This window comes from Mongoliimonas terrestris, assembly GCF_001927285.1.
GTDB classification, from domain to species: Bacteria; Pseudomonadota; Alphaproteobacteria; order Rhizobiales; family Pleomorphomonadaceae; genus Chthonobacter; species Chthonobacter terrestris.
This window is the reverse complement of record NZ_MSIG01000009.1, coordinates 156,646-178,702: the sequence shown is the minus strand read 5'-3', so window position 1 is coordinate 178,702 and position 22,057 is coordinate 156,646. Positions and strand designations below refer to the sequence as shown.

The 22,057-nt window shown below is 71.1% G+C and carries 21 protein-coding genes; 9 read left to right on the top strand and 12 right to left on the bottom strand.

Features of this window, described 5'->3' with window-relative positions; translation table 11 throughout:
• Nucleotides 1-29 precede the first annotated feature (29 nt).
• Nucleotides 30-1,277, bottom strand: a complete 1,248-nt coding sequence (locus tag BUQ68_RS14685; RefSeq protein WP_075216731.1) for a deoxyguanosinetriphosphate triphosphohydrolase — start codon at nucleotides 1,275-1,277, stop codon at nucleotides 30-32.
• Nucleotides 1,278-1,461: 184 nt separating this feature from the next.
• On the opposite strand from BUQ68_RS14685, the gene erpA reads away from it, so the two are divergent.
• A complete protein-coding gene (gene erpA, locus BUQ68_RS14680) occupies nucleotides 1,462-1,830 on the top strand; it encodes an iron-sulfur cluster insertion protein ErpA (protein WP_075216786.1) in 369 nt (122 codons plus the stop codon).
• A 19-nt stretch (nucleotides 1,831-1,849) separates the two neighbouring features.
• Here erpA and BUQ68_RS14675 read toward each other — a convergent pair whose 3' ends face one another.
• Nucleotides 1,850-2,671 carry a hypothetical protein gene (locus tag BUQ68_RS14675; RefSeq protein ID WP_075216730.1) on the bottom strand — a complete coding sequence of 274 codons (822 nt, stop codon included), beginning with the start codon at nucleotides 2,669-2,671 and terminating at the stop codon, nucleotides 1,850-1,852.
• Between the two features lie 128 nt (nucleotides 2,672-2,799).
• On the opposite strand from BUQ68_RS14675, the gene xth reads away from it, so the two are divergent.
• Nucleotides 2,800-3,591 carry an exodeoxyribonuclease III gene (gene xth, locus BUQ68_RS14670; protein WP_075216729.1) on the top strand — a complete coding sequence of 264 codons (792 nt, stop codon included), beginning with the start codon at nucleotides 2,800-2,802 and terminating at the stop codon, nucleotides 3,589-3,591.
• A gap of 260 nt (nucleotides 3,592-3,851) precedes the next feature.
• Nucleotides 3,852-4,937, top strand: a complete 1,086-nt coding sequence (locus BUQ68_RS14665) for a glycosyltransferase family protein (protein WP_075216728.1) — start codon at nucleotides 3,852-3,854, stop codon at nucleotides 4,935-4,937.
• Between the two features lie 60 nt (nucleotides 4,938-4,997).
• On the opposite strand, the gene BUQ68_RS14660 is transcribed toward BUQ68_RS14665, so the two are convergent.
• The gene (locus BUQ68_RS14660; RefSeq protein WP_083656591.1) at nucleotides 4,998-5,846 is read right to left on the bottom strand and encodes a tetratricopeptide repeat protein; all 849 of its coding nucleotides are present in this window, start codon (nucleotides 5,844-5,846) and stop codon (nucleotides 4,998-5,000) included.
• A gap of 677 nt (nucleotides 5,847-6,523) precedes the next feature.
• Nucleotides 6,524-7,570: a hydantoinase/oxoprolinase family protein gene (locus BUQ68_RS14655; RefSeq protein WP_075216727.1), complete on the bottom strand. Its 1,047-nt coding sequence runs from the start codon at nucleotides 7,568-7,570 to the stop codon at nucleotides 6,524-6,526.
• A 66-nt stretch (nucleotides 7,571-7,636) separates the two neighbouring features.
• Here BUQ68_RS14655 and BUQ68_RS14650 point away from each other — a divergent pair, with 66 nt between their 5' ends.
• The gene (locus tag BUQ68_RS14650; protein WP_075216726.1) at nucleotides 7,637-8,329 is read left to right on the top strand and encodes a HisA/HisF-related TIM barrel protein; all 693 of its coding nucleotides are present in this window, start codon (nucleotides 7,637-7,639) and stop codon (nucleotides 8,327-8,329) included.
• 160 nt (nucleotides 8,330-8,489) lie between these two features.
• Here the strand turns inward: BUQ68_RS14650 and fae are convergent, their stop codons facing one another.
• The 7 genes from fae to BUQ68_RS14615 form a co-directional block, all read right to left on the bottom strand.
• Nucleotides 8,490-8,996: a formaldehyde-activating enzyme gene (gene fae, locus BUQ68_RS14645; RefSeq protein ID WP_075216725.1), complete on the bottom strand. Its 507-nt coding sequence runs from the start codon at nucleotides 8,994-8,996 to the stop codon at nucleotides 8,490-8,492.
• Nucleotides 8,997-9,180: 184 nt separating this feature from the next.
• The gene (locus tag BUQ68_RS14640) at nucleotides 9,181-9,999 is read right to left on the bottom strand and encodes a triphosphoribosyl-dephospho-CoA synthase (protein WP_075216724.1); all 819 of its coding nucleotides are present in this window, start codon (nucleotides 9,997-9,999) and stop codon (nucleotides 9,181-9,183) included.
• Nucleotides 9,996-11,015 (bottom strand): RimK family alpha-L-glutamate ligase, encoded by a 1,020-nt coding sequence (locus tag BUQ68_RS14635; RefSeq protein WP_075216723.1) that lies wholly within the window; start codon nucleotides 11,013-11,015, stop codon nucleotides 9,996-9,998. The genes BUQ68_RS14640 and BUQ68_RS14635 overlap by 4 nt, the downstream gene beginning before the upstream one ends.
• Nucleotides 10,999-11,976 (bottom strand): methenyltetrahydromethanopterin cyclohydrolase, encoded by a 978-nt coding sequence (gene mch, locus BUQ68_RS14630; RefSeq protein ID WP_075216722.1) that lies wholly within the window; start codon nucleotides 11,974-11,976, stop codon nucleotides 10,999-11,001. Before mch ends, BUQ68_RS14635 begins: the two co-directional genes overlap by 17 nt.
• The gene (locus BUQ68_RS14625) at nucleotides 11,973-13,091 is read right to left on the bottom strand and encodes an ATP-grasp domain-containing protein (RefSeq protein ID WP_175577824.1); all 1,119 of its coding nucleotides are present in this window, start codon (nucleotides 13,089-13,091) and stop codon (nucleotides 11,973-11,975) included. Before BUQ68_RS14625 ends, mch begins: the two co-directional genes overlap by 4 nt.
• Before the next feature lie 68 nt (nucleotides 13,092-13,159).
• Nucleotides 13,160-14,059, bottom strand: a complete 900-nt coding sequence (locus BUQ68_RS14620) for an NAD(P)-dependent methylenetetrahydromethanopterin dehydrogenase (RefSeq protein WP_075216720.1) — start codon at nucleotides 14,057-14,059, stop codon at nucleotides 13,160-13,162.
• Nucleotides 14,060-14,155: 96 nt separating this feature from the next.
• Nucleotides 14,156-15,130, bottom strand: a complete 975-nt coding sequence (locus tag BUQ68_RS14615; RefSeq protein WP_075216719.1) for a beta-ribofuranosylaminobenzene 5'-phosphate synthase family protein — start codon at nucleotides 15,128-15,130, stop codon at nucleotides 14,156-14,158.
• Between the two features lie 134 nt (nucleotides 15,131-15,264).
• Between BUQ68_RS14615 and BUQ68_RS14610 the strand changes: the two genes are divergently transcribed.
• The 5 genes from BUQ68_RS14610 to BUQ68_RS14590 all read left to right on the top strand — a co-directional run bounded on the left by BUQ68_RS14610 (nucleotide 15,265) and on the right by BUQ68_RS14590 (nucleotide 20,931).
• A complete protein-coding gene (locus BUQ68_RS14610; protein WP_075216718.1) occupies nucleotides 15,265-15,633 on the top strand; it encodes a 4a-hydroxytetrahydrobiopterin dehydratase in 369 nt (122 codons plus the stop codon).
• An 879-nt stretch (nucleotides 15,634-16,512) separates the two neighbouring features.
• Nucleotides 16,513-17,601, top strand: coding sequence for a molybdopterin-binding domain-containing protein (locus BUQ68_RS14605; protein WP_075216717.1), 1,089 nt, complete (start codon nucleotides 16,513-16,515; stop codon nucleotides 17,599-17,601).
• The gene (locus BUQ68_RS14600; RefSeq protein ID WP_075216716.1) at nucleotides 17,598-19,238 is read left to right on the top strand and encodes a formylmethanofuran dehydrogenase subunit A; all 1,641 of its coding nucleotides are present in this window, start codon (nucleotides 17,598-17,600) and stop codon (nucleotides 19,236-19,238) included. The genes BUQ68_RS14605 and BUQ68_RS14600 overlap by 4 nt, the downstream gene beginning before the upstream one ends.
• Complete coding sequence (gene fhcD / locus BUQ68_RS14595) at nucleotides 19,226-20,131, top strand: formylmethanofuran--tetrahydromethanopterin N-formyltransferase (RefSeq protein WP_075216715.1); 906 nt, start codon at nucleotides 19,226-19,228, stop codon at nucleotides 20,129-20,131. The genes BUQ68_RS14600 and fhcD overlap by 13 nt, the downstream gene beginning before the upstream one ends.
• On the top strand, nucleotides 20,131-20,931 hold the full coding sequence (locus BUQ68_RS14590; protein ID WP_075216714.1) for a formylmethanofuran dehydrogenase subunit C: 801 nt from the start codon (nucleotides 20,131-20,133) through the stop codon (nucleotides 20,929-20,931). Before fhcD ends, BUQ68_RS14590 begins: the two co-directional genes overlap by 1 nt.
• Before the next feature lie 323 nt (nucleotides 20,932-21,254).
• Here BUQ68_RS14590 and recO read toward each other — a convergent pair whose 3' ends face one another.
• On the bottom strand, nucleotides 21,255-21,986 hold the full coding sequence (gene recO / locus BUQ68_RS14585) for a DNA repair protein RecO (protein WP_075216713.1): 732 nt from the start codon (nucleotides 21,984-21,986) through the stop codon (nucleotides 21,255-21,257).
• Nucleotides 21,987-22,057: the final 71 nt, after the last annotated feature.

The window sequence follows — 22,057 nt, the reverse complement described above, 5'->3', positions numbered from 1 at the left end:
TCATAAAACGCGGAAAAATCGGCCGGGGCCTAGCGCAATTCCGGGGTTTCGTCAAACCAGCGCCGGTGTTCCTGCACGGCGAAACGGTCCGTCATGCCGGCGATGTAGTCGCCGACGCGCCGGGCGAGCGTGGCGGCGTCGAGGCGCGGCAGGTCCTGGCACCACTCGTCCGGCAAGGTCTCCGGCCGGGCGACGAAATGGGCGTAGAGGTCGCGGAGGATGAAGTCCGCCCGCGCGCGGACGCGCACCACGTCCGGGTGGCGGTAGACGTGGGGGAAGAGGAAGGCCTTGATGGCCTTGTCGACGGCGGCGATCGACGGCGAGAAGGTGGCGATCACCCGGCCGGCGGCGCGCACCTCGTCGGCGGAGCGCGGGGCGATCTCCTTCAGGTTGTCGAAGGACACGGCGATCACGTCCTCCACCATGGCGGTGATCAGCCGGCGGGTGAGTTCGTGGATGGTGCGGTTGCGGTCGAGGTTCGGGTAGCGGCGGGCGATCTCGGCGAGGAAGTCACCGATGAGCGGCATGTCGGCGAGGTCCGGCACGTCGAAGAGGCCCGCGCGCAAGCCATCGTCCAGGTCGTGGGCGTCGTAGGCGATGTCGTCCGCGATGGCGGCGACCTGGGCTTCCAGGCTCGGCCAGGTGTGAAGGTCGAGGCCGCGCCAGGCGGGGTAGCTGGTGAGCGCGAGGGGCAGGCCCTTGGAGGCGTAGCGGGCGACCGGGTGGCCGGCGGCGTCCACCATGGGGCCGTTGTGCTTGACGAGGCCTTCCAGCGTCTCCCAGGAGAGGTTCAGGCCGTCGAACGCCGCATAGTGGTTCTCCAGCAGCGTGACAATGCGGAGCGACTGGGCGTTGTGGTCGAAGCCGCCGTGGTCCTCCAGGCAGGCATCGAGGGCGTCCTCGCCGGTGTGGCCGAAGGGCGTGTGGCCGAGGTCGTGGGCGAGTGCCAGGGCTTCGGCGAGATCCTCGTCGAGGCGGAGCGCGCGGGCGAGCGCGCGGGCGATCTGCGCCACCTCGATGGTGTGGGTGAGGCGCGTGCGGAAGTGGTCGCCCTCGTGATAGACGAAGACCTGCGTCTTGTGCTTCAGGCGGCGGAAGGCGGTGGAGTGGATGATGCGGTCGCGGTCGCGCTGGAAGGGCGTGCGCGTGGGGCTCGCCGGCTCGGCCTGCAGCCGCCCGCGCGAGGCGGCGGGATCGACCGCATAGGGCGCCCGCGGTTCGACACCGAACCCGAGTGCGCCGAACTCCGATCCGGCGACGCCTGCTTTGACGACCACGCGTCCTCCCTTCGCCGCAGCCCCTGCGGCAGCGCATGACCGGATCGCGGCCTCCCGCGTTGACCGGCGCGTCTTCGCTACTTACCTATTGGCAGAGCAAGATGACAAGGTGGCGGCGGGTTCCATGCCGGCCACCGCACGCGGTATGATGTCCCGACCGCTGAACAAGGATCAGGTGCCCTCGATGACGACCGATGTGATCGACAGGACCGCCGAACCCGTGACCGCCGACGGCGTGTCGGTGACCGACCGGGCGGCGCGCCGCATCCGCAAGATCATGGACAAGGACCCGACCGCCGGCGCGCTCCGCGTCTCGGTGGAGGGCGGCGGCTGCTCGGGCTTCTCCTACAAGTTCGACCTGACGGCGAGCCGTGCCGACGACGATCTCGTGATCGAGAAGGACGGCGCGACCGTCCTGATCGACCCGACCTCCCTGCCCTTCATGGCGGGCTCGGAGATCGACTTCGTGGACGACCTGATGGGCCAGTCGTTCCAAATCCGCAACCCGAACGCCACCGCCTCCTGCGGCTGCGGGACGAGCTTCGCGGTCTGACGAGCCGGACGGTTCCGGTTCAGCCGAGGTCGAGGGCGACGTCGTCGATCGCCACCACGTGGTGGAGGCGGGCGAGGTCGCGCGCCTCCTCGCAGAAGGGCGCGACGGTCCATGACCAGCTGTCGGATTCGGCGGGAAGCCGGATGCCGGGCAGGAGATCCCCCTCGTCCACGATGGTGTCGGCCCTGTCGACGAGAGCGTAGCTCGTGTCGGTGAGGAGAAGCGTGCGCGCGGCGAGGCCGGCGAGGCTGTCCACGTGCATGGCCTGGAGCTGCTGGTTGATGAGCGCGGCGGCGTGACCGCCCGGGCCGCCGTAGTTCGGCCGGCGGGCGGGCGCCTTGGCGATCCGGCTCAGCACCATGGCGGAGACGACGAGATCCACGTTAGGGATCCTGCGCACGAAGGCCAGCGGATCGAGCCGGCCGCCGACGTCGGCGGCGCCGGCCCGGCGCTGCAGGCGCTGACGCTCCAGGAGGGCGTCGTAGCCGGAGATGTCGGTGGCGAGGAAGCGGACGTTGGTCCAGCCGTTGCCGCGGACCTTCAGGCGGACGGCGGCGAGGTGGACCGCATCGACCAGCACCACCGTGTGGAACATGGACGCCATGCGGGCGATCGGCACGTCGTCGAGGAGGCCGGAGCCGAGGACGACGGCGGTGTGGCGACGCGGCAGATGGTCGATGGCGGCGTCGACCGCCGCCCGGCAGGCGGCGTGGTGGGGCGCCCAGGCGGCGCGACAGCGACGCGACCGCGACCAGAGACGCACGGCATCGCCGAGGAATCCGTGCCGGCGGGCTTCCAACGAGGCCGGCGTGACGAGATAGTGGGCAAGGTCTGCGAGCATGCGGGTCTTGATCGATTCGGCCGACGGACGATACCAGAGCGGACGGGCCTCGCGGCGCCTGCGCCGACAAGCCCCCTGCCCCATCCGGCCGCGGCCCCGCGGCGGGACACGACCATGCCGGAGCCTTCATGCGGATTGCCACCTGGAATATCAACGGGGTCAAGGCCCGGATCGAGACTGCGCTGAGCTGGCTGGAGGAGGCCGCGCCGGACGTGGTCTGCCTGCAGGAGATCAAGTCGATCGACGAGGGCTTTCCGCGCGAGGCGTTCGAACGGCTCGGCTACAATGTGGAAACCCACGGGCAGAAGGGCTTCAACGGGGTGGCGCTCCTCTCCAAGCTGCCGTTCGACGAGGTCTCGCGCGGGCTGCCGGGCGATCCGGACGACGTGCAGGCGCGCTTCATCGAGGGCGTCGTCTCGGTGAAGGGCGGCGTGGTGCGGGTGGGCTGCCTCTATCTTCCGAACGGCAATCCGATCGGCACGGAGAAGTTCGACTACAAGCTTGCCTGGATGCGCCGGCTGGAGGCCCACGCCCGCGAACGGCTGCTGCTGGAGGAACCGTTCGTGCTCGCCGGCGACTACAACGTGATTCCGGACGGCAAGGACGCCTGGGATCCGCGCGCCTGGGTGAACGACGCGCTCTATCAGCCGGAAAGCCGGATGGCCTTCCGCAGCCTCCTCAACCTCGGCTTCACGGATGCGCTCCGCGCGGTGGACGACAGCCCCGGCCGCTACACCTTCTGGGACTATCAGGCGGGATCCTGGCAGAAGAACTGGGGCATCCGCATCGACCACCTGCTGCTCTCGCCGCAGGCCGCCGACCGGCTGCAAGGCTGCGAGGTCGCCAGCCACGTGCGCGGCTGGGAGAAGCCGAGCGACCACGTGCCGGTGGTGGCGATGCTGGGGTTCGAGGGGGTTTAGCCTCACGCGTCGCGGTCGGTTGCTTTTGGATCGTCATCCCGGCGGACGCCGGGATCCAGCCGACGGTGGGGTTTCGGGACCGGCGCGGATGATCGCGCCGACGGTTGGGCCCCGGCTTTCGCCGGGGTGACGTCGGAGCGTTGCGTTCGGGCGTGTCGTGCGGCCGGCCGTTGTGCTTCCGGTCAGCCCGCTTTCTCGCCCTCGGCGCGTGGTCGCCCTATGCTTCTTGCTGAATGAGCGAATCGGCGAAGGGATCTGGCATGACGGGGCGGCCGCGGGCGCTGATCCTGACCAACCACCTGCACGCCTTCGGCGGATCGGAGATCCTGAGCCTGGAGGTGGCGGAGACGCTGGTGGAGCTGGGGTTTGCCGCCACGATCCACTGCAACGCCCTGACGGACGCCATGCGGGGCGAGACGCTGGCGACGATCGCGATCTCGGATGGGGATGGGATCCCGGACCTGCAGGACTTCGACTTCGTGTGGATCCATCACCTGATGGGTCCGCTCGCGCTCGGCGACGGCGGTCTCCGGCCCGGGCGGCGGCCGCTGGTGGTGTCGGCGCACCTGTCGCCCTTCGAGCCGTTCGAGCACCTGGGGCTGACCTTCGCGCGCGACATCCGGGCGACCATTGTGGCCAATTCCGCCGAGACCGCCGGGGTGCTCGGCATCCTGACCGGCGCGGCGGTGCCGATCGTGAACCTGCACAACGCCTGTCCGGACCGGTTCTGGACCCCCGCCCCTACCCGCGCCGAGCGGCTGACGCGGGTGCTGGTGGTCTCCAACCATGTGCCGGAGGAGCTGGCACGGGCGGCGCAGCACGCGGCGGCGGCCGGCGTGACCTTCGCCCACGTGGGCAAGGGCGGCACGGCGGTGCGGCTGAAGCCGGAGCACATGGACGGGTTCGACGCGGTGGTGTCGATCGGCAAGACGGTGCAGTACGCCATGATGCGCGGCAAGCCGGTCTACTGCTACGACCACTTCGGCGGGCCGGGCTGGCTGACGGAGGACAATCAGGCGCGGGCCGAGGCGTTCAACTATTCGGGCCGCTGCACGCGCACCCGCAAGGACCCGGCGGCCATCGCCGAGGAGCTGGTGTCCGGCTACGGACGTGCGGCGGACGCGGTGCTGCGGTTTCGGGACGGGCTGCGGCCGCGCTACTCCCTGCAAGGCTTCCTGAAGGCACTGATCGCCCGGGACGCAGCCGGCCCGGTGGTGATCCACCCGGCGGACGCGGAGCGGCTGCGGGTGCCGCTGATGAACGAGCGGACGAAGGCGCGCGTGGTGCGCGACCTCTATCGCCATCAGTGGAAGCTGCGAGAGGCGCTGGAGGGGCGCGGCAACTGAGCGGCGCGGCCCTCGCATTGACACGGCGAGGGTTGAGGGCTGCCTCCGGTCCGCTTGCCCCTACTGACCGGCGGTGACGACGGCGTGGTTGTCGGCGAGCCACTGGTCGGCGAGGCGGGTGGCCTTGCGGCGGACGTCCTCGGTGGCGAGCGAGAAGGCCTGCTCGTGTTCGGCGCGCACCATGTCGAGGTCGCGGCCGGTCGCCTGCGCCTGCTTCAGCGCGATGGTGAGCCACATCAGCCCGTGCACCGGGTTGGGCTCGATGTCCTCGCCGAGGAAGAGCATGCGGCCGAGACGGGCCTGGGCGTCCACCTGGCCCTTGCGGGCGGCGAGCAGGAACCAGCGGGCCGCCTGACGGGGGTCGCGCTCGCCGCCGAGGCCGTCGAGGAACATCCGCCCGAGGTTCAGCTGCGCCAGCGCGTCGCCGAAGTAGGAGGCCGCGTAGGTGAAGATCTCGCGCGCCCGGCTGACGTTCGGCTCGACGGCCGAGTTGTCGATGCCGGTGAGATAGTAGGAGCCGATCTCCACGAAGGCGTTCGACACGAACGGCGCCTGCGGCGACGACGGGCTGTCCTCCGCGTGGGCGGCGATGACCTTGTTGAAATAGTCGAACGCCTTCAGGTCGTCCTCCTGGACGCCGTCGCCGTTCTGGTACATGCGGCCGAGCTTCCACTGGGCGGCCGGGTGGCCGTTCTCGGCGGCGGCCTGCAGGCCGTCGAGCGCCGAGGCGGTGTCGCCGGCGTAGTAGGCGCGGGTGCCCTCGCGGAAAGCCTCGATGACGTCGTGGTCGCTCCAGTTGCGCGACCCGGAGCCGGGCAGATCGAAGGCCGCGGCCGGCGACGCCAGCAGCGCCATGCCAAGGCAGAAGGCCCGCATCCCCATCCGAAACACCGTATCCGCCTCAACCATGTCTCGTCTTCTCAATGACCACGCCGTCCCCACCGGTCGAAAGCCCGCCCGAAGGACGGACGCCGCCTCTGCCCCGGCCGCGCCGATCAGGCGCCGCCGGCTGCGTCGAGCCGCGGGAACCGCGATTGCCTCCCTGGTACGCCACGCTGGCACACGACCCGTAAAAGCCGGGTTCTCTTCTTGCGCCGGCGAGAGAACCGACTCCCGCCCCTCGCCGTCGAGCCGCCGACGCAAGTCGGCGGCAGGAAAAACAGAGGACGAAACCCGGACATCGCCAACCGCGCGTGCCTCGATCACGCCACGGTCGCTTAGATTTTCGGCATTTCTACGGCCGACGCGGCTGCTGATCTTCGGTCGGTTCAGAATCGATTGTGTGGTGAAGAGAGCGTTGCGGATCCGTCTCTGCAGCCCCTGATCTTCGATCCGTTGCGCCAGCCACCCATCTGCCGCCAGACCCACTTTTTCTCTCAGCCGCGTCCTGCCCACCATGGATCCACCTCGGATCGACCGGCCGGCACCCACGCCGGCGTCGGTTTCGACCTTATCGCCCCGGGATGGGACGCTCGGGTCCGAAAATGGCTGAATAGGGGCATGATCCGGGCCAGCACGGCCCCTGTCATGACTCAACCTGAACTGTTGCTGAATCGTCACGGGAATGGAGGGCTCCGCCGCGCCTTTCAGGCGAGGCAGGCGACAGCGACGGCGGGGGCGCAGGCGCGGGCCCAGGACCGGAGGGCGGCGTCGGTCGGATCTTTGAGCGGCATCAGGTCGCCGACGTCGACGAGCGGGCGGCGGAGGCGTTCGGCGAGACCGGCGACGGCGGCGCGGCCGATGCCGCAGGCGACGACGGGGGCGTCGGACGGGAGCGGGACGGCGGAGAGGACGAGGGCGGCGGCGTCGTGGACGGCGCGGAGCTGCGCCTCGGCGAAGGCCTCCGCAAGGGCGGCCCAGGCGGCGTCGGGAAGGTCCGCCACGTCGCGGCCGATCATGCGGGAGAGGCGCAGGCGGCTTTCACCGGGCGACTTGCCGCGGCCGTCGGCGGTCGGGTGCTGGTCGTCGTCCGCCCCGAGCCGGCCGAGGAGGCGGTTGGCATCCGCCATGGTGGCGAAGTGCTCGGCCATCACGGTGGTCCAGGCCCCGCCGACCGGCACCCGGGCGGCGACTGCCATCAGGGGCGTGCGGGTGGCGCCGGTGTAGACGAGTTCGCCGCTGACGAGGCGGGCGGCGTCGGTGGCGCCGCGGGCGGCCACGCGGCCGGCGGCGACCGGGATGAGATCGGTGGTGGTGCTGCCCATGTCGACGAGGAGCGCGTCCGCCCGCCGGGCGGCGACGAGGGCGGCGGTGGCGTGCCAGTTGGCGGAGGCGATGGCGTCCACGTGGGCGTCCGCGGCGTCCGGGGGTATGAGCCCGGCGGCGCCGGCGTAGACCGTAACGCCGCTGAGGCGGGCGACGGCGCGGCCGGTGAGCGCGGCGACGCCGGAGCGGCGGTCGGCGAAGAGGTCGACCAGCTCGCCCGTCATGGTGACCGGGTTGACGGGCGCGGTGCCGAGGCGGGCCTCCAGATCGGCGAAGGCGGCGTCGAGCCGGTCGAGGCCCTGCCAGAGGGCGCACGGCGCCTGGGCGACGGCGACGACGCGACCGGCCTCCAGACGGGCCGCCTTCAGGTGGGCGCCGCCGATGTCCCAGCCGATCACCGCTTGCGCGGACGAACCGCTCGATGTCATCGTTTTTGCACTCCCTTCCATCGACGAACCGCCGTTACGGCGGCTCCTGCCCCACGGACATCCCACATGCGCGTCATCCCGGTCATCGATCTCAAGGGCGGCCTGGTGGTGCGCGCCCGCGCCGGCGAACGGGACGCCTACCGGCCGATCGAATCGCCGCTGACGGCAAGCGCCGAACCGGACGACGTGGTGGCCGGGCTGATGTCGGTCTTCCCGTTCGACACGCTCTATATCGCGGACCTCGACGCCATCGAAGGCCGCGGCCACCATCGCGACACCGTGGCCCGGCTGGCCGCCCGGCACCAGGGCCTTTCCGTGTGGCTAGACGAAGGCGCGGCGAATCGCGCCACAGCGGACGGCGCGGCGGCGATCGGCGCGCGGCCGGTGATCGGCAGCGAGAGCCAGGCGGACAGCGGACTGGTGCGGGGCGCCGGGCGGGGGGCGGTGCTGTCGCTGGACTTCCGGACGGGATTCGTCGGGCCGGCGGAGATCCTGGACACGCCGGGGATCTGGCCGGGCGACGTGATCGTGATGACGCTGCAGCGGGTGGGCGTGGACGCCGGGCCGGATTTCGAGCGGCTGGCCGCCGTGCGCACGGCGGCGGGGCCGGAGCGGCGGGTCTACGCCGCGGGCGGCGTGCGCGGGGCGGCGGACCTCGACCGGCTGAAGGCGGAGGGGATAGCCGGCGCGCTGGTGGCGACCGCGCTCCACGACGGGCGGATCGACCGGGCGGTGATGGACCGGCTGGCGGGGGGCTGAAGGGGGCGGGGCGGCTTGTGCCGCCTGAAGCTTAAAGGAAAGCGGGGGCGGCTTGCGCCGCCCCCGGGGGTCTCGATCATCCAAAGAACTTGGCCATCAACCGCTGGAGCAGTGACCGCGGCATCGCCGGGGCAGAGGCCTGCCCAGAGTTGTCCCGGATCTAAGCGCCGAAGGGGTGCTTAGCGGTGTCCTTCTGGGCGTTCACTTCCGCGGCGGTCGGCTTGCCGGCGACGGCGCGCTCGATCGACAGCTTGGTGGCCTCGTAGTTGTACTGCTGGATCTTGGCGTCGTCATCCGCCTCCCAGTGGATGAACACGCCAACGAGGACGTACAGATCGTCGGCTTCGTCGAGCGGGATGGTGCCGTTGGCAACGCAATCCTGCACGGCCTTGGCGACGCCATACTGGGCCGGGCCGAACATCTGGACGGCCTGCTTGGCGCCCTTGATGGTGACCTTGTTGAAGAGGATGGTGTTCGGCTTGCACGGCAGGTTCGGGGCGATAACCGCGAGCAGCGTGGTGAAGCCGTCCTTGTTGTTGGCGAGCGCGTTCACGAACGCGACCTCGGCGGCCGAGTTGCGCGGCCCGATGATCAGGTCGATGTGGGCCACTTCGTTGCCGTCGCCGACAAGCGCCTCACCGAGCATTACCTTGTTAATCTTCGCCATCGGTCAAACCTCCCAATTGAAACCGAACTAACGGCCGATCGCGTAAGCGACGACCGTCCCCCGTCGATCCTTGTTCTCTGCGTTTGGCGAGCCAAACCGGTTGGCCGGACACGAGGTGGTTGCCAGACGGGGTGGAGCCTAATCCGGCCCTCCCCCTGCGGCAAGGGAAGGCGTATACGTATTCTCACTTATCTTCAAGGACGCGAACGAGAAATTCGACTGCTACCGTAAGATCCGCCGATGTCCCTGGATTGACGCCGAGAAGCTTCAACTCCCGATCGAAATCAAGAAGCGCAGGGAGGTCATATTGCGCTGCGATTTCAAGCTTTTCCGCGAAAAGCCGGCGAACATGCTCCGCAACCTCCGGTCCATGCTTCCGGGAGACGTGGGTGTCGGGCCACGTGGACGCAAAGGTGAAGTATACGGCGAGCGTGCGACGAAGAGGGTCAGCGCTCCTGTCAAAAGACTGCCACACAGGGGCTCCGACCGTGAATAAATCACCAAAAGAGGTGATGTATTGACGCGCTATACGATCGCGATGGGCCGCTTCTGCCATGGCCTGCGTCAACGTGACCGTGGGCTCGGCGGCGACATCATGCGTATCGGCGCGGCCCAGTCCGCCCGGATTGGCGATCCGGATGGCTTCGAACACTGCGCCGGCGTCCTCCACCGTGGATTCCGCGAGAATCGCCCCGAGGTTCTGGCGAAGATCGCCAGGGCGCTCGCGCGCCGCCGCAAGGGGCGCGGCGAGGAGCAGGATGCCGAGGTTGGTGTTGCAGCCGACCGAGTCCATGGTGGCCCGCATGGCGCCGAGCACCCGCGCGCCGATCGGCTGGCCCCGCGCCGCGATGAAGGGCGCGGCCGCGGCGGCGCTCACCTCGAAATCGCGCACGGTCATGCGGTGGCCGGGCGCGAAGTCGTGGACGTTGCCGGGCTTGGGGGCACGCAACTCGGCGCGGCACGCCGCCTCGAAGGCGGCGGCGAGGCGGGTGTCGACGGTCACGGCAGGGCCGGTTCGGAGGCGGCGACCCGCTCACCGGCATCGGCTGTGGACGACGAGGCGGCGGGCGACGGCTCGGCGGGCCGGGCGGACGGGATGCCGGCGGCGGCGAGGAGATCGTCTACCACGGCGGCGGCCACGTCGCGGCCCGCGACCTTCTGGAGGCCGCGCCAGGCGGGCATGGAGTTGACCTCCAGCACCATCAGGCTGCCGTCCTGGCCCTCGATGAGATCGACGCCGGCAAAGTCCGCCCCGACGGCTGCGGCGGCGGCGAGCGCCATCGCCTCCATGGGCGCCGTGACGACGAGGGCCTCGGGCGTCGCGCCCTGGTGCACGTTTGTGATCCAGGTGGCGCCGACCCGCACCATGGCGGAGACGACGCGCCCGCCGGAGACGAACACCCGCATGTCCTTGAAGCGGCCGTCGCGGGCCGGCACGAAACGCTGCAGGTAGAAGGCGCCGAAGACGGTGTCCTCGTCGGGAAGGTCGCGGACGCGGGAGAGAAGGCGCAGGCCCTTGCCCTGGCTGCCGAACAGAGGCTTCAGCACGACCTTGTTGCCGAAGCCGATCTCGGCGGCGAGAAAATCGAGCGCGCGGCCCCGGTTCTCGGTGACGAGGGTGCGCGGCGTGGGTAGGCCCGCCCGGACCAGCGCGAGGCTGGTGGCGGCCTTGTCGACGCAGCGCTCGATCGCCCGGGCGCTGTTCCAGACGACGACGCCGGCGTCGGAGAGCGCATGCAGCACGCCGAGGCGGAGCGTGATCGCCTCGAAGCTGCCGGCGGCGATGCCGCGCACCAGCACGGCGCGCGGAAGCCGGCCGTTGAGGCCCGGGATGGCGAGCGGCTGGCGGGCGCCGATGTCGAACGCCACCTGCCGCAGGGAGGTGACGACCGGCTCCACGCCCGCCGCCTGGAAGGCCGTCCGCACCCGCTTCAGGTGCCAGTCCACCTGATCGGTGAAGACGACCACGCGGCCGGAAGCGGTGGACCCGGACGGCTTGGAATCAGGCGAAGGAGGCATCGACGAGGTCCGGCGCGACGGCCCCGCCGCGGAAGGAGCGGCCGCTTTCCACAGCCGTCACCACCACCTCGGCGGGCGAGAAGAGAGCGCCGTCGATAGCATAGAAATCGCCGTTGAACTTCTTGAAAACCTCGGCAAACGGGGATCCGTAGTCGCGCGAGGTGCGGCTCGGCAGATTCTTCGACAGGGCTTCCGCCTCGTCGTCCGGGCCGGTGACATAGAGGTGCACCCGGCCGCCGTAGATGATGGCGTCGTTGGTGCGGCCCATGGCGGCGACGAAGTCCGGGTGCGGGGGCGACAGGGGCGCGACGCCGATGCCGTCGATCACGCGCTCCAGCGGGAAGTGCAGGGTGTGGACCTTGTGGAGCGCCACCTCCAGCACGCGGCCGACCACCTGGGTGGCGCCGGCCAGCGACTGGGTGGGAGCGTAGAGGAAGGTGATGCCGTCGGCGGCGACGCCGGTCGCCTCCATCACCTTGGCGACCACACTCTCCGGCGGCGGGCTCGCGGCCTCCAGCACCAAGGCGATGCCGCTGGCATTGTCCTTGTAGGCGAGCTCCTCGTAGAGGGTCTCGACCGCGGCGGTTGCGCGGCCGGGGCCGGAGCCGAGGGCGAACCAGTTGGGATCGTCCTCACCGCCGGCGAGCGCCCAGCCGGCGTACTGGCTGCCGAGGCAGGCGGTCACCGGGTCGGTGGAGCCGACCTGGATGGAATAGGGCCAGATGCCGAGGCTGGAGATCGTCGGCACGATGGTGACCTGGCCGAGACCGCCGAGGCAGATCTCGGTCAGTCGGCGCCCGGCCTCCAGGCCGCCCGGCACGGACGCGCCGGCATCGACGAGACGGCAGCCGCGCGGGCCGGTGGAGACCTTGACGCGCAGGCGTTCGGCGTCAGCGACGAAGGCCTCCACCAGGGGCGCCACCAGGGCGCCGACGCTGGGGCGGCTCGGTTGACCAGTCATGGTGCGTTTCCTCTCAAGAGCTCTTTCAGGGCCTCGGCTCTCATGGCCAGGAGCCGTTCGGCGATGGCGATGGTCGGGGCTGCGGCGGCGACCGTCGCCAGCGGCGCGCCGGATGGAGGGCGGTCGCCGGCGGCCGGCCGGTCCAGCACCCAGCCGGGCCAGCGGACCACGGGGACCGGGGGATAATCCGCCTCCGCGTAGACCACAAGCGTCGCGCGAATTGTCGCATCGGGCGGAGAGAGCGGCGGCAGGCGGCCGGCGGCGGCCTCGCAGTGGGCGGCGAAGAGGGGCGTGCCGAAGAGCGGGCCAGCGGACCCGCCCTCCCCGTCCGCCCAGGCGGCGGCCGAGGCGTCGAGCACGTCGAGGGACGCGCCGGGCCGCGGATTGATCTCCAGGAGGTGCCAGCGGTCGGCGTCGACCATCAGGTCGAGGCTGACGAGGCCTTTGAGGCCGAACCGACGGCTGAGCGCCGCGGCGGCGCCCTCCACGGCGGTGCGGACGGGGGGCGGCGGCTCCACCGGGCCGAGGACGCCGGCGAATCGGAAGGGCTGGTCGAGGGTGGGCGCGGGCGACTGGCGGGTGAAGGCGAGGACGCGGGCGTCGCGGCCGTCGGCAAGGACGGCGGCGGAGACGGGCGCGCCGGGGACACGGGCCATGGCCACGTGGCCCGCGGGGACCGGACCGGCGGCGGTGGCGACACGGATGTGGGTGCCGCCGGTGCCGGCGCGGCGGCGGACCAGCCAGGCATCCGGCTGGAAGGGTGCCGGCACGTCGGTGCGGACGGCCGGGTGCGGCACGGCGAGGTCGCGGCAAGCGTCCGCGAGGGCGAACGGGTCCTTCACCGCCCGAACGGCGGCGGGGTCGGTGCCGATGAGGGGCAGGCGGTCGGCGATGGACGCCATCAGGCGGGTCCGATCCTCAAAGCCGCTGCCGAGGACGACGCCGACCGGCGCGCTGGGCGCCGCGGCGACGAGCGCCTCGATCAGCGGCATCAGGCGGGCGCGGCGGAACCCGCAGCGAAGACCGCCGGGCTGACGGAGCGCGAGGCCGGCGGCGGCGCGGGTGTCGTCGTCGGCGAAGAAGTCGATCGTCAGGGGATGGTAGCCCGCGCGCACGGCGGCTTCCGCCAAGGCGCGCGCGGACTGTGCGACGATCAGGACGACGGGGCGGGTCGCCGGTCCGCTCATCCCTTGATGAAGGCGCGGGCCTCCTCGAAGGCGTGACGGAAGTCGAGCGACAGGGCGGTGTCGGTGGCGATCATCTTCTTGAAGAGCAGATGCTGCGCCTGGTACTTCACGTTGCCGATGGCGAGCGCGCCGAGGGCGAGGCCCTTGGCCGACCCGGGGATGGGCTCGCCGTTGGCCATCACGTCCACGCCGGCGATGCCGGGCGGCGGCACGGCGTTCACGTCGGCGGCGACGAGCAGGCCGGCGACCGACTTGATCTGCTCCTCGTTGAGGATCTGCACGCCGGCCGGACCGGCGGAGAAGATGATCTCCGCGCCGTCGGCGGCGGCGAGATTGGCCTCCGCCGAGGAGCCGTCGGCGGGCTCCACGTCGACGCCGAAGCGAGCCTTCATGTCGGCCGCAATGGCCGTGACGCGCTTGGTGCCGTCGTAGCCAGTGATGACCACGGAGGCGCCTTCCAGCGCCGCGATCACCGCCGAGGAGAAGGCGACGACGCCGGTGCCGCCGTAAATCACCACGCGCTTGCCCTTGAGCGTGGTGTCGAACTTCGTCTTCAGGAGCGCCTCGGTGGACGCCACCATGCCGGCCGCGGTGGTGAAGGAACCGGCCGGATCGGCGAAGAGGTTGACGACGAAGGGCGGCACGAAGGCCTCCTCGGCGCTCTTCATCATGTCGAGCGCCGCGATGGCGTTCTTGCCGGCGAAGAAGATGCCGGTCTTGACCGCGTCGTTCGGCGAGCGGGAGAAGATGGCGTCCTGCACCAGGCCGCGAACCTCCTCGGGCGTCACCGCCTCGTAGGTGGCGAGCACGTCGTAGCCCGCGTCCGCCGCCATGTTGACGTCGAACGGGCTCATGTGCTTCAGCGGCGTGATCATGTGAAGGATGGTCTTGGCCATATTTCCCCCGGACTTCTCGTCAGGACCGGCGACGCTCCCCCGGGCGCGTCGCCGCCAATGGACGCGCCTATGGCGCCATAGATCCAGACATTTGATTCAGTTGACGGTTTCGATCGTCGCGCCCCGGTTTCTGCCCGCCGCGACCACGAAGTTCAAGCGCTCGTTCGTGTGACAGTTCCGCACAAGATGATCCTTGAGGGCAAGGGCCTCGTCCTCGGACGCCACAAGGGCGAACCCGGTGGGCCCCCAGGACGACTGGCCGACACCGGCGGCGCCGGCCTCCGCGGCGCGCGTCAGGGCTTCCGACACGACCGGCGAGGCGAAGCGGCGGCCGCCCTGGGCGGGGGCGAAATGATCGCCGAGACGGGCCTGGATTTCGGTGAGGGCATCGCCGACGGACCCGATGTCGGCCTCGGCGAGGCCGGGCAGCAAGCGCATCATCACGAGGCGGCAGAGGTGGGCGGCGGCGGCTTCGGGAAAGCGCGGCAGATCGCGGAAGGCGGCCGCCTCCTCCTTGCCGTGCACGCCCTCGGCGGCGGTGTCGAGGATGAGGACGATGCGCCAGGCCTGCGGGAAGGATAAGCGGGCGATGACCGGCGGCACGTCGCCCCCGGGCTTGCGGCCGCCGTCGACAAGGAAGCCGCCGTCGAGGAAGGCCGAGACGCCGATGCCGGAGCGGGCACCCCGGTCGAGCGTGCCGCCGAGGGCGCGGATGTCGGCCGCAACGCCGCGGAGCCGGGCGAGGCCCGCCGCCATCGCAAGGGCGATCTGGGTGCCGGAGCCGAAGCCGGCGTGGGCGGGCATGGCCTCCAGGATGCTGACGGAGACCGCATCGGAGACGCCGAGGGCGGCAGCGGCGTCGGTCAGGTAGCGGCGCGCCCGGTCGGCCTCGGGGCCTTCGACGGCGAGGCGGTCGGCGGGGCGAAGCTCGACGACGGCGCGCGGCCGGTCGACCGCAAGGCCGATCGACCCGAAGCTGCGGCCGAGCCCGCCGTGCATGTCGATCAGGCCGAGATGCAGGCGGGCCGGCGCCTCCACACGGACGCCGCCTGCGCGATCCCCTGCAGCCATCCGTCTCCGCTCCCTGACTGTGATTGACGTGGCCGAACCGTTCGGACCTCCGTATCATCCCGGCGACCCGTCCGTCGACCGCCTCGAGGCGCCTGCCGCGCGCGCAGGGCCTCCTTCACCAGGGAGAGAGCACCATGGCCGACAAGACCTATACCGCCGAGGAGGTGACCGCCCGCCTTGCCGCCGAACTGCCCGCCTGGCGGCTGGAGGACGGCTGGATCCGCCGCACCTACAAGACGGCCTCGTGGAAGAGCACGCTGATGGTGATCAACACCGTCGGCCACCTGGCCGAAGCCGCCTGGCACCACCCGGACATCACCGCCTCCTACGCCTGGGTGGAGGTGCGCCTGATGAACCACCACGCCAAGGGCATCACCGACAAGGACTTCGCGCTGGCGAAGAAGATCGAGGAGGTGGTGATGTGGCAGCCGGGCCTCGAGGGCGAGGGCCTGGAAGGCACGCCGGCGGACGACCAGCGGTTCGCGTACATCAAGTACAAGTGAGGGTGTGTGGGGGCCTCGGGGTCGTCGTGGGTCGCGAAGGCGGACCATGACGATGGGGGTGTTCCCGGGCGGCTGGACCGTCGTCCCGGCGGACGCACCGTCATCCCGGCGGACGCCGGGATTCAGCCGAGGGTGCGGGGTCGGTGACGGTGCGGATGAGGGCGCCGACGGTTGGGCCCCGGCGTTCGCCGGGGTGACGACCGGGGGAGAGCGAGGGCGCGCGATCGTCATGGTCCGCGAAGGCGGACCAGCCACGCTTTTCGCGGGGATAGGGTGATGCGTACTGGTTCGAACCGGTAGCGCGGACCCGAATGCGTGGGTGGTCCGCCTTCGCGGACCATGACGATGGGGGTGTTCCCGGGCGGCTGGACCGTCATCCCGGCGGACGCACCGTCATCCCGGCGGACGCCGGGATCCAGCCGAGGGTGCGGGGTCGGTGACGGTGCGGATGAGGGTGCCGACGGTTGGGCCCCGGTGTTCGCCGGGGTGACGACCGGGGGAGAATGGGGCCTCGCGATCGTCATGGTCCGCGAAGGCGGACCAGCCACGCTTTTCGCGGGGATAGGGTGATGCATACTCGTTCAAGCCGGTAGCGCGGACCCGAATGCGTGGGTGGTCCGCCTTCGCGGACCATGACGATGGGGGTGTTCCCGGGCGGCTGGACGGTCATCCCGGCAGCTGCCGGGCGATGTTGCCCCGCCCTACCCTCCCCTTCGCGCCATTGCCCCGTCCTACCATCCCCCCTTCCCCTCCCCGCCAACGACAAGCCCCACCCCCCGCCCGCGACAAACCACGTCAGAGGCGTGCCTTGCCGGGCTTCCGTCGCGGGACCATGATGCGGCCAACGAGAATCAAGTGCGGGGGGAGGCCTTGTCCGTTTTGTCGGGACATCCTGAAACCGGCGCCGACCCGGCGATCGGGCGCGCCGCGGCGCTGCTCGGCGGCGCGCGGCGGCCGGTGATCGCCGGCCTCGGCTGCGATGTGGACGGCGTGCGCGCCGCCCTCCGGCTTGCCGCCGCCCTCGGCGCCAGCGTCGACCACGCCGCACGGGCGCACGGGCGCTCGGAACTGCGCGTGCTCGCCGACAGCGGCGTGATGACCACCACGGTGGCGGAAGCCCGCCACCGGTCCGACCTGATCGTGCTCGCCGGACCCGGCGCGGTCGCCTGGGCCGACCACGCCAAGGCGTTCGCGGATGCGGGCGGGCTCTATTCCTGGCGCGGCGAGCGGGGCGTGCTCTGCCTTGCCACCGGCGGCGCCCGGCCCGCCCACGTGGCGACCGGCACCCCCGTCGCGGCGCTCGGAGACGGGATGTCGCTGCACCGGGTGCTGTCGCTCCTTCGGGCGCGGGTCGGCCAGAAGCCGGTCGCGCCGCTCCCGGGCAACGGGCCGGCGCTCGCCGCCATCGACGCGGTGGCGCTGCAGATGAAGTCCGCCGCGTTCGGGGTGATGATCGTGGACGCCAACGACGCGGACCACGTGACGCTCGACGCCCTGCAGGCGCTGGTCAAGGATCTCAACAAGGAGACGCGCTTCACCACCCTCGGCGTGCCGGCGCACCACCACGGCCGCGGCGCGCACCTCGTTTCCGCCTGGACCACGGGCGGGCATCTGCCGGTCGGGCTCGGGCGCGGCTATCCGGAACAGGACGACTGGGTGCACGACGCGGAACGCCGGGTGACGGCGGGCGAGGCGGACGCGCTCCTTTGGATCGGCGCCCTCGGGCCGGACCTGCCCGCCTGGGCGGCGGGCGTGCCGACGGTGGCGCTCATCCACCACGGCGCGACGGCGAACACGGCGGACGTGGTGATCGAGGTCGGCGTGCCGGGCGTCACCCACGGCGGCGTGCTGATGGACGCGGTGCGGGACGGCTTCGCCGCCGTGGACGCCAAGGCGCCGCAGCCGCTGCCGAGCGTTGCCGCGGTGATCGCCGGCATCGAGGCCGCGCTTATCGGAGGAAACCCATGACGACGATCAGGCTGAAGGGCGGCCGCGTCGTCGACCCGGTGTCGGGCGCCACGAGCCAGCGCGACCTCTATCTGGTGGACGGCCGCGTGGCGGCCGCCCTGCCGGCGGACGGCCGGGTGGACGATACCTACGACTGCACCGGCAAGATCGTGATGGCCGGCGCGGTGGACGTGCACAGCCATATCGCGGGCGGCAACGTGACCATGTCGCGCCTGCTCCTGCCGGAGCTGCACGTCTCCGAGGTGGCCGGGCCGGACGGCATGCCCTTCTCCACCGCCAAGTGGTCGGGCTGGGAGACGGGCCGGCTCTACGCGGAGATGGGCTACACCACAGTGATCGAGCCGGCGCTCGCCCCGGTGCACGCGCTGCAGACGCACCTGGAGCTCGCCGACATCCCGCTGATCGACCGCGGCGCCCTGACGGTGGTGGGCAACGACGACCACTTCCTGTCGCTTCTGCGCGACCGGGAGGGCGAGACGGCGATCCGCGACGCGGTCGCCTACCAGCTGGCCACCTCCAAGGGCCTCGGCCTCAAGGTGATCAACGCGGGCGGACCGGCGGCCTTCCACTCGGGGCTTCGCACGTTCGAGCTCGACGACGTGGTGCCGCACTATGGCGTGTCGTCCCGGCAGATCCTGACGACGCTCCTGACCGCCGTCGACCAGATCGGCGTGCCGCATCCGCTCCACGTGCACGCCAACAACCTCGGCGTTCCGGGCGCGCCGCTGACGATCGAGGACACGATCGCGGCGGCGGAGGGGCGGCGCATGCACTTCGCCCACATCCAGTTCTATTCCTACGGCAAGGACGCCGAGGGCATGATGACCTCCGGCGCCGAGGAGATCGCCCGGTCGCTGGAGGCGGCGCCGAACGTGTCGTGCGACGTCGGCCAGGTGATGTTCGGGCCGACGGTGACCATCTCGCTCGACCTGATGAAGCAGTGGCAGGGCGCCGCCTACGCCAGCCCGAAGAAGTTCTCGCTGACGGACGGCGACGCGGAGGGCGGCGGCGTGGTGCCGCTGGTCTATGCGAAGACCAACTGGATCAACCAGCTGCAGTGGGCGATCGGGCTTGAGATCTTCCTCCTGTCGCCGGATCCCTGGCGCGTGATGATGACCACCGACCATCCGAACGGCGGTTCGTTCACAACCTATCCACAGATCATCCACCTGTTGATGGACAGTGGAGAACGCGCCCGCTGGATGGAGGCGATGCCGCAGAAGGCCAAGGAGCGCACCGGCCTTGCCGATCTCACCCGCGAGTACACGATGGAGGAGATCGCCATCATGACCCGGGCGGCGCCGGCGAAGATCCTCGGCCTTCACGACCGCGGACATTTGAAGGACGGCGCGGTGGCGGACGTGGCGGTCTACGACGACCTCGCCGACCGCACGGCCATGTTCAGCCGCGCCCGCTACGTGTTCAAGAGCGGCCGCCTGACGGTGCGCGACGGCCAGGCGCTCGGCTGGATCAGCGGCCTCACCTCCATCCTGGCGCCGGAGGTGGACACCCAGATGGAAAGCCGCATGGCCGACTACATCACCGACCGCTTCGGCGTCGGTCCCGCCGCCTTCGCGGTGCCCGAGCGCGCCTTCGGCGACCGCACCATCTTCAAGGTGGAACCATGCCAGACCTGAGCCTCAACGGCGTTCGCATCGACGACACGTTCGCCGAGGCCTTCGACATGGCGGCGACCGGGGTGATCATCACCGCGCCGACCGCCAAGTGGGCGGAGATCGCGGCGAAGACCATGACCGGGTTCGCCACCTCGGTGATCGCCTGCGGCTGCGAGGCCGGCATCGACCGGGTGCTGTCGCCGGAAGAGACGCCGGACGGCCGGCCGGGCGTGCGCTGCCTGATCTTCGGCTTCGACGCGGCGGGCCTGGAGCTGCAGCTGCGCAACCGGGTGGGCCAGTGCGTGCTGACCTCGCCGGGGTCGGCCTGCTTCTCCGGCATCGACGGCGGCAAGCGCCTGAAGCTCGGCGCCACGCTGCGCTTCTTCGGCGACGGGCACCAGATCTCCAAGAAGCTCGGCCCCAAGCGCTACTGGCGCGTGCCCGTGATGGACGGTGAGTTCACCGTGGAGCACGACACGGGTCTGGCCGAAAGCACCATCGGCGGCGGCAACATCCTGATCCTCGGCAAGACGTTCGATCAGGTGCTGGTGGCGGCCGAGGCGGCCGTGGAGGCGGCGAGCACGGTGGACGGCGTGATCCTGCCCTTCCCGGGCGGCATCGTGCGGTCGGGGTCCAAGGTCGGGTCCAAGTACCCGGTCCTGATGGCCTCCACCAACGACGCCTTCTCGCCGGTGCTGCGCGGCAACGCCAACAGCCTTCTGGAGCCGGACACCGGCGCCGTGCTGGAGCTGGTGATGGACGGCCTCGACTTTGCCGGCGTGAAGGAGAGCATGCGGCGGGCGCTGCACGCGGCCTGCTCGCTCGGACCCAACAGCGGCATCCAGCGGATCTCCGCCGGCAACTACGGCGGCAACCTCGGCCGCCATCACTTCCACCTCCGGGATCTCCTCTGATGGCCGCGCTCACCTTCACGCTGAAAGCGACGCCGCCGGAACGGCTGGACCTCTCGGCCCTGGTGCTGGAGCGGCTGACCGGCCTGGACGCCGACGCCATCAAGGCCCTCGTGGTCGGCACCAGCCGGGACGGGCTGACGGTCGGCGACCTGTTCGACGTCAGCGGCGACGACCCGGCCGACATCCGCCTCTCCGGGGACGAGCGGCTCGACAACATCGGCCGCGGCCTGAAGGGCGGGCGGATCACGGTGGAGGGCGACGCCGGCATCTATCTCGGCCGCGCCATGAAGGCAGGGCTGATCGCCGTGTCCGGCTCCGTGCGCGGGCCCTACGCGGGCACCGCCATGACGGGCGGCACCATCCGCATCGCCGGGGACGCGGCGGACGCGGTAGGCGGCGCCGTGCCGGGCGCCATGCACGGGCAGGCCGGCGGGCTGATCACGGTCGCCGGCCACGTGGGCGCCTACGCGGGCGACCGCATGCGGCGCGGCGTCTTGGTGGTGGAGGGCTATGTGGGCGACGCGGCCGGCGCGCGCATGGTGGGCGGCACCATCCTCGCCCGCACGCTCGGCACCCGGGCGGGCGCCGGCATGAAACGCGGCACGCTGATCGCCAAGACCGTGGCCGACCTGGAGCCGACCTTCGTGCCGACCGGCACCTACGCCATGCCCTTCCTGACCATCCTGCGGAAGTGGGTGGAGAGCGAGGTGCCCGGCGCCGGCGCGCTGGTGCCGTCGAACCCCATGCGCTACCGCGGGGACATGGCGGCGCTAGGCAAGGGCGAGGTGATCGTGGGGTAGGTGGGGTGGGTTGGGAAGGCGTGGATGGTCCGCCTTCGCGAACCATGACGATCGTGTGCGTCGGGCGGCGGGTGAACGCATTCGTCGACCGGGCTGCGGCCGATGCCCACCAATCCCTCGACCTCGTCATGGTCCGCGAAGGCGGACCACCCACGATTTCGGGCCGCGCGGACAGGACAGTGCGTGGGTGGTCCGGCTGAACCGGACCATGACGAGGTTGAGGTGACGGGCGGAATATCCGGCCAGGGTCGTTCGCGCGCCTTCCTCACGATCGTCATGGTTCGCGAAGGCGGACCATCCACGCTTTTCGTGACCCGCTCCGATCACCCTCCCGCCGCCTTCAGGTGTTCCAGGAACTGGGCGCGGGCGGGTGTGAGGGGTTCGCCGCGGGGGGTGGCGACGTGGCGGTCGAGGAAGTAGCCGGTCAGGCGGAAGGCGGCGAGGAGGTCGGCGGGGGTCGGCACCTCGGCTTCGCCGCCGGGGGCGAGAAAGCGCGGGAGAGGCAGGAGCTTGTCGCGGTAGGGGGCGCCGGCGGCGGCGCTGACCGCGCGGGCGCTCTTCGGGCTGACGTAGACGAGATCGGTGATGGCGCCGGTCGCCGCGCAGGCGGTGAGGTCGAGGCCGAAGCCGAGGTCGTCGAGGACCGCGAGTTCAAAGCGGACGAGCAGCCGGCCGGCGTCGATCGGGTCGGCCAGATGGTCGGCCGCGATGGTGGCGGCCTCGAAGAGGGCGGGATGCGGATCCCGCTCCGGCAGGTAGCGCAGGAGCGCGGTCAGCACCTGCACGCCATAGACGCCCGCGGCGGTCTCCATCAGGCGCGCCGCCCGGCCGGTGACGAGCTCGGCGGTGAACATGCCGAGGTGGGCGTCGAGCCGCGCCCGCCAGGTGAGCTGCACGGTGTTGCCGGGCTGCAGGATGGGGGCGACGCGGCGGGACCGGCCGCCTTTCACGAGCCCCAGGTGCCGCCCGCGCTCGCCCGTCATTACCTCCAGGATGACGCTGCCCTCGCCATGCGGCCGGCTGCCGAGAACGAGGGCTTCGGACGTCCATTCCATGCGCGACCTGCAGGTGCGGGGTTGAGCCCCACAGATACCCGGTTCGGCGCGGCCGTCCAGGGTCGCCGTGG

Bases quoted from the DNA above. Each gene is read 5' to 3' on its own strand.
- erpA (WP_075216786.1), top strand. From the start codon at position 1,462: ATGACGACCGATGTGATCGACAGGACCGCCGAACCCGTGACCGCCGAC.
- BUQ68_RS14675 (WP_075216730.1), bottom strand. From the start codon at position 2,671: ATGCTCGCAGACCTTGCCCACTATCTCGTCACGCCGGCCTCGTTGGAA.
- xth (WP_075216729.1), top strand. From the start codon at position 2,800: ATGCGGATTGCCACCTGGAATATCAACGGGGTCAAGGCCCGGATCGAG.
- BUQ68_RS14665 (WP_075216728.1), top strand. From the start codon at position 3,852: ATGACGGGGCGGCCGCGGGCGCTGATCCTGACCAACCACCTGCACGCC.
- BUQ68_RS14660 (WP_083656591.1), bottom strand. From the start codon at position 5,846: ATGGTTGAGGCGGATACGGTGTTTCGGATGGGGATGCGGGCCTTCTGC.
- BUQ68_RS14655 (WP_075216727.1), bottom strand. From the start codon at position 7,570: ATGACATCGAGCGGTTCGTCCGCGCAAGCGGTGATCGGCTGGGACATC.
- BUQ68_RS14650 (WP_075216726.1), top strand. From the start codon at position 7,637: ATGCGCGTCATCCCGGTCATCGATCTCAAGGGCGGCCTGGTGGTGCGC.
- fae (WP_075216725.1), bottom strand. From the start codon at position 8,996: ATGGCGAAGATTAACAAGGTAATGCTCGGTGAGGCGCTTGTCGGCGAC.
- BUQ68_RS14635 (WP_075216723.1), bottom strand. From the start codon at position 11,015: ATGCCTCCTTCGCCTGATTCCAAGCCGTCCGGGTCCACCGCTTCCGGC.
- mch (WP_075216722.1), bottom strand. From the start codon at position 11,976: ATGACTGGTCAACCGAGCCGCCCCAGCGTCGGCGCCCTGGTGGCGCCC.
- BUQ68_RS14620 (WP_075216720.1), bottom strand. From the start codon at position 14,059: ATGGCCAAGACCATCCTTCACATGATCACGCCGCTGAAGCACATGAGC.
- BUQ68_RS14615 (WP_075216719.1), bottom strand. From the start codon at position 15,130: ATGGCTGCAGGGGATCGCGCAGGCGGCGTCCGTGTGGAGGCGCCGGCC.
- BUQ68_RS14610 (WP_075216718.1), top strand. From the start codon at position 15,265: ATGGCCGACAAGACCTATACCGCCGAGGAGGTGACCGCCCGCCTTGCC.
- BUQ68_RS14600 (WP_075216716.1), top strand. From the start codon at position 17,598: ATGACGACGATCAGGCTGAAGGGCGGCCGCGTCGTCGACCCGGTGTCG.
- fhcD (WP_075216715.1), top strand. From the start codon at position 19,226: ATGCCAGACCTGAGCCTCAACGGCGTTCGCATCGACGACACGTTCGCC.
- BUQ68_RS14590 (WP_075216714.1), top strand. From the start codon at position 20,131: ATGGCCGCGCTCACCTTCACGCTGAAAGCGACGCCGCCGGAACGGCTG.
- recO (WP_075216713.1), bottom strand. From the start codon at position 21,986: ATGGAATGGACGTCCGAAGCCCTCGTTCTCGGCAGCCGGCCGCATGGC.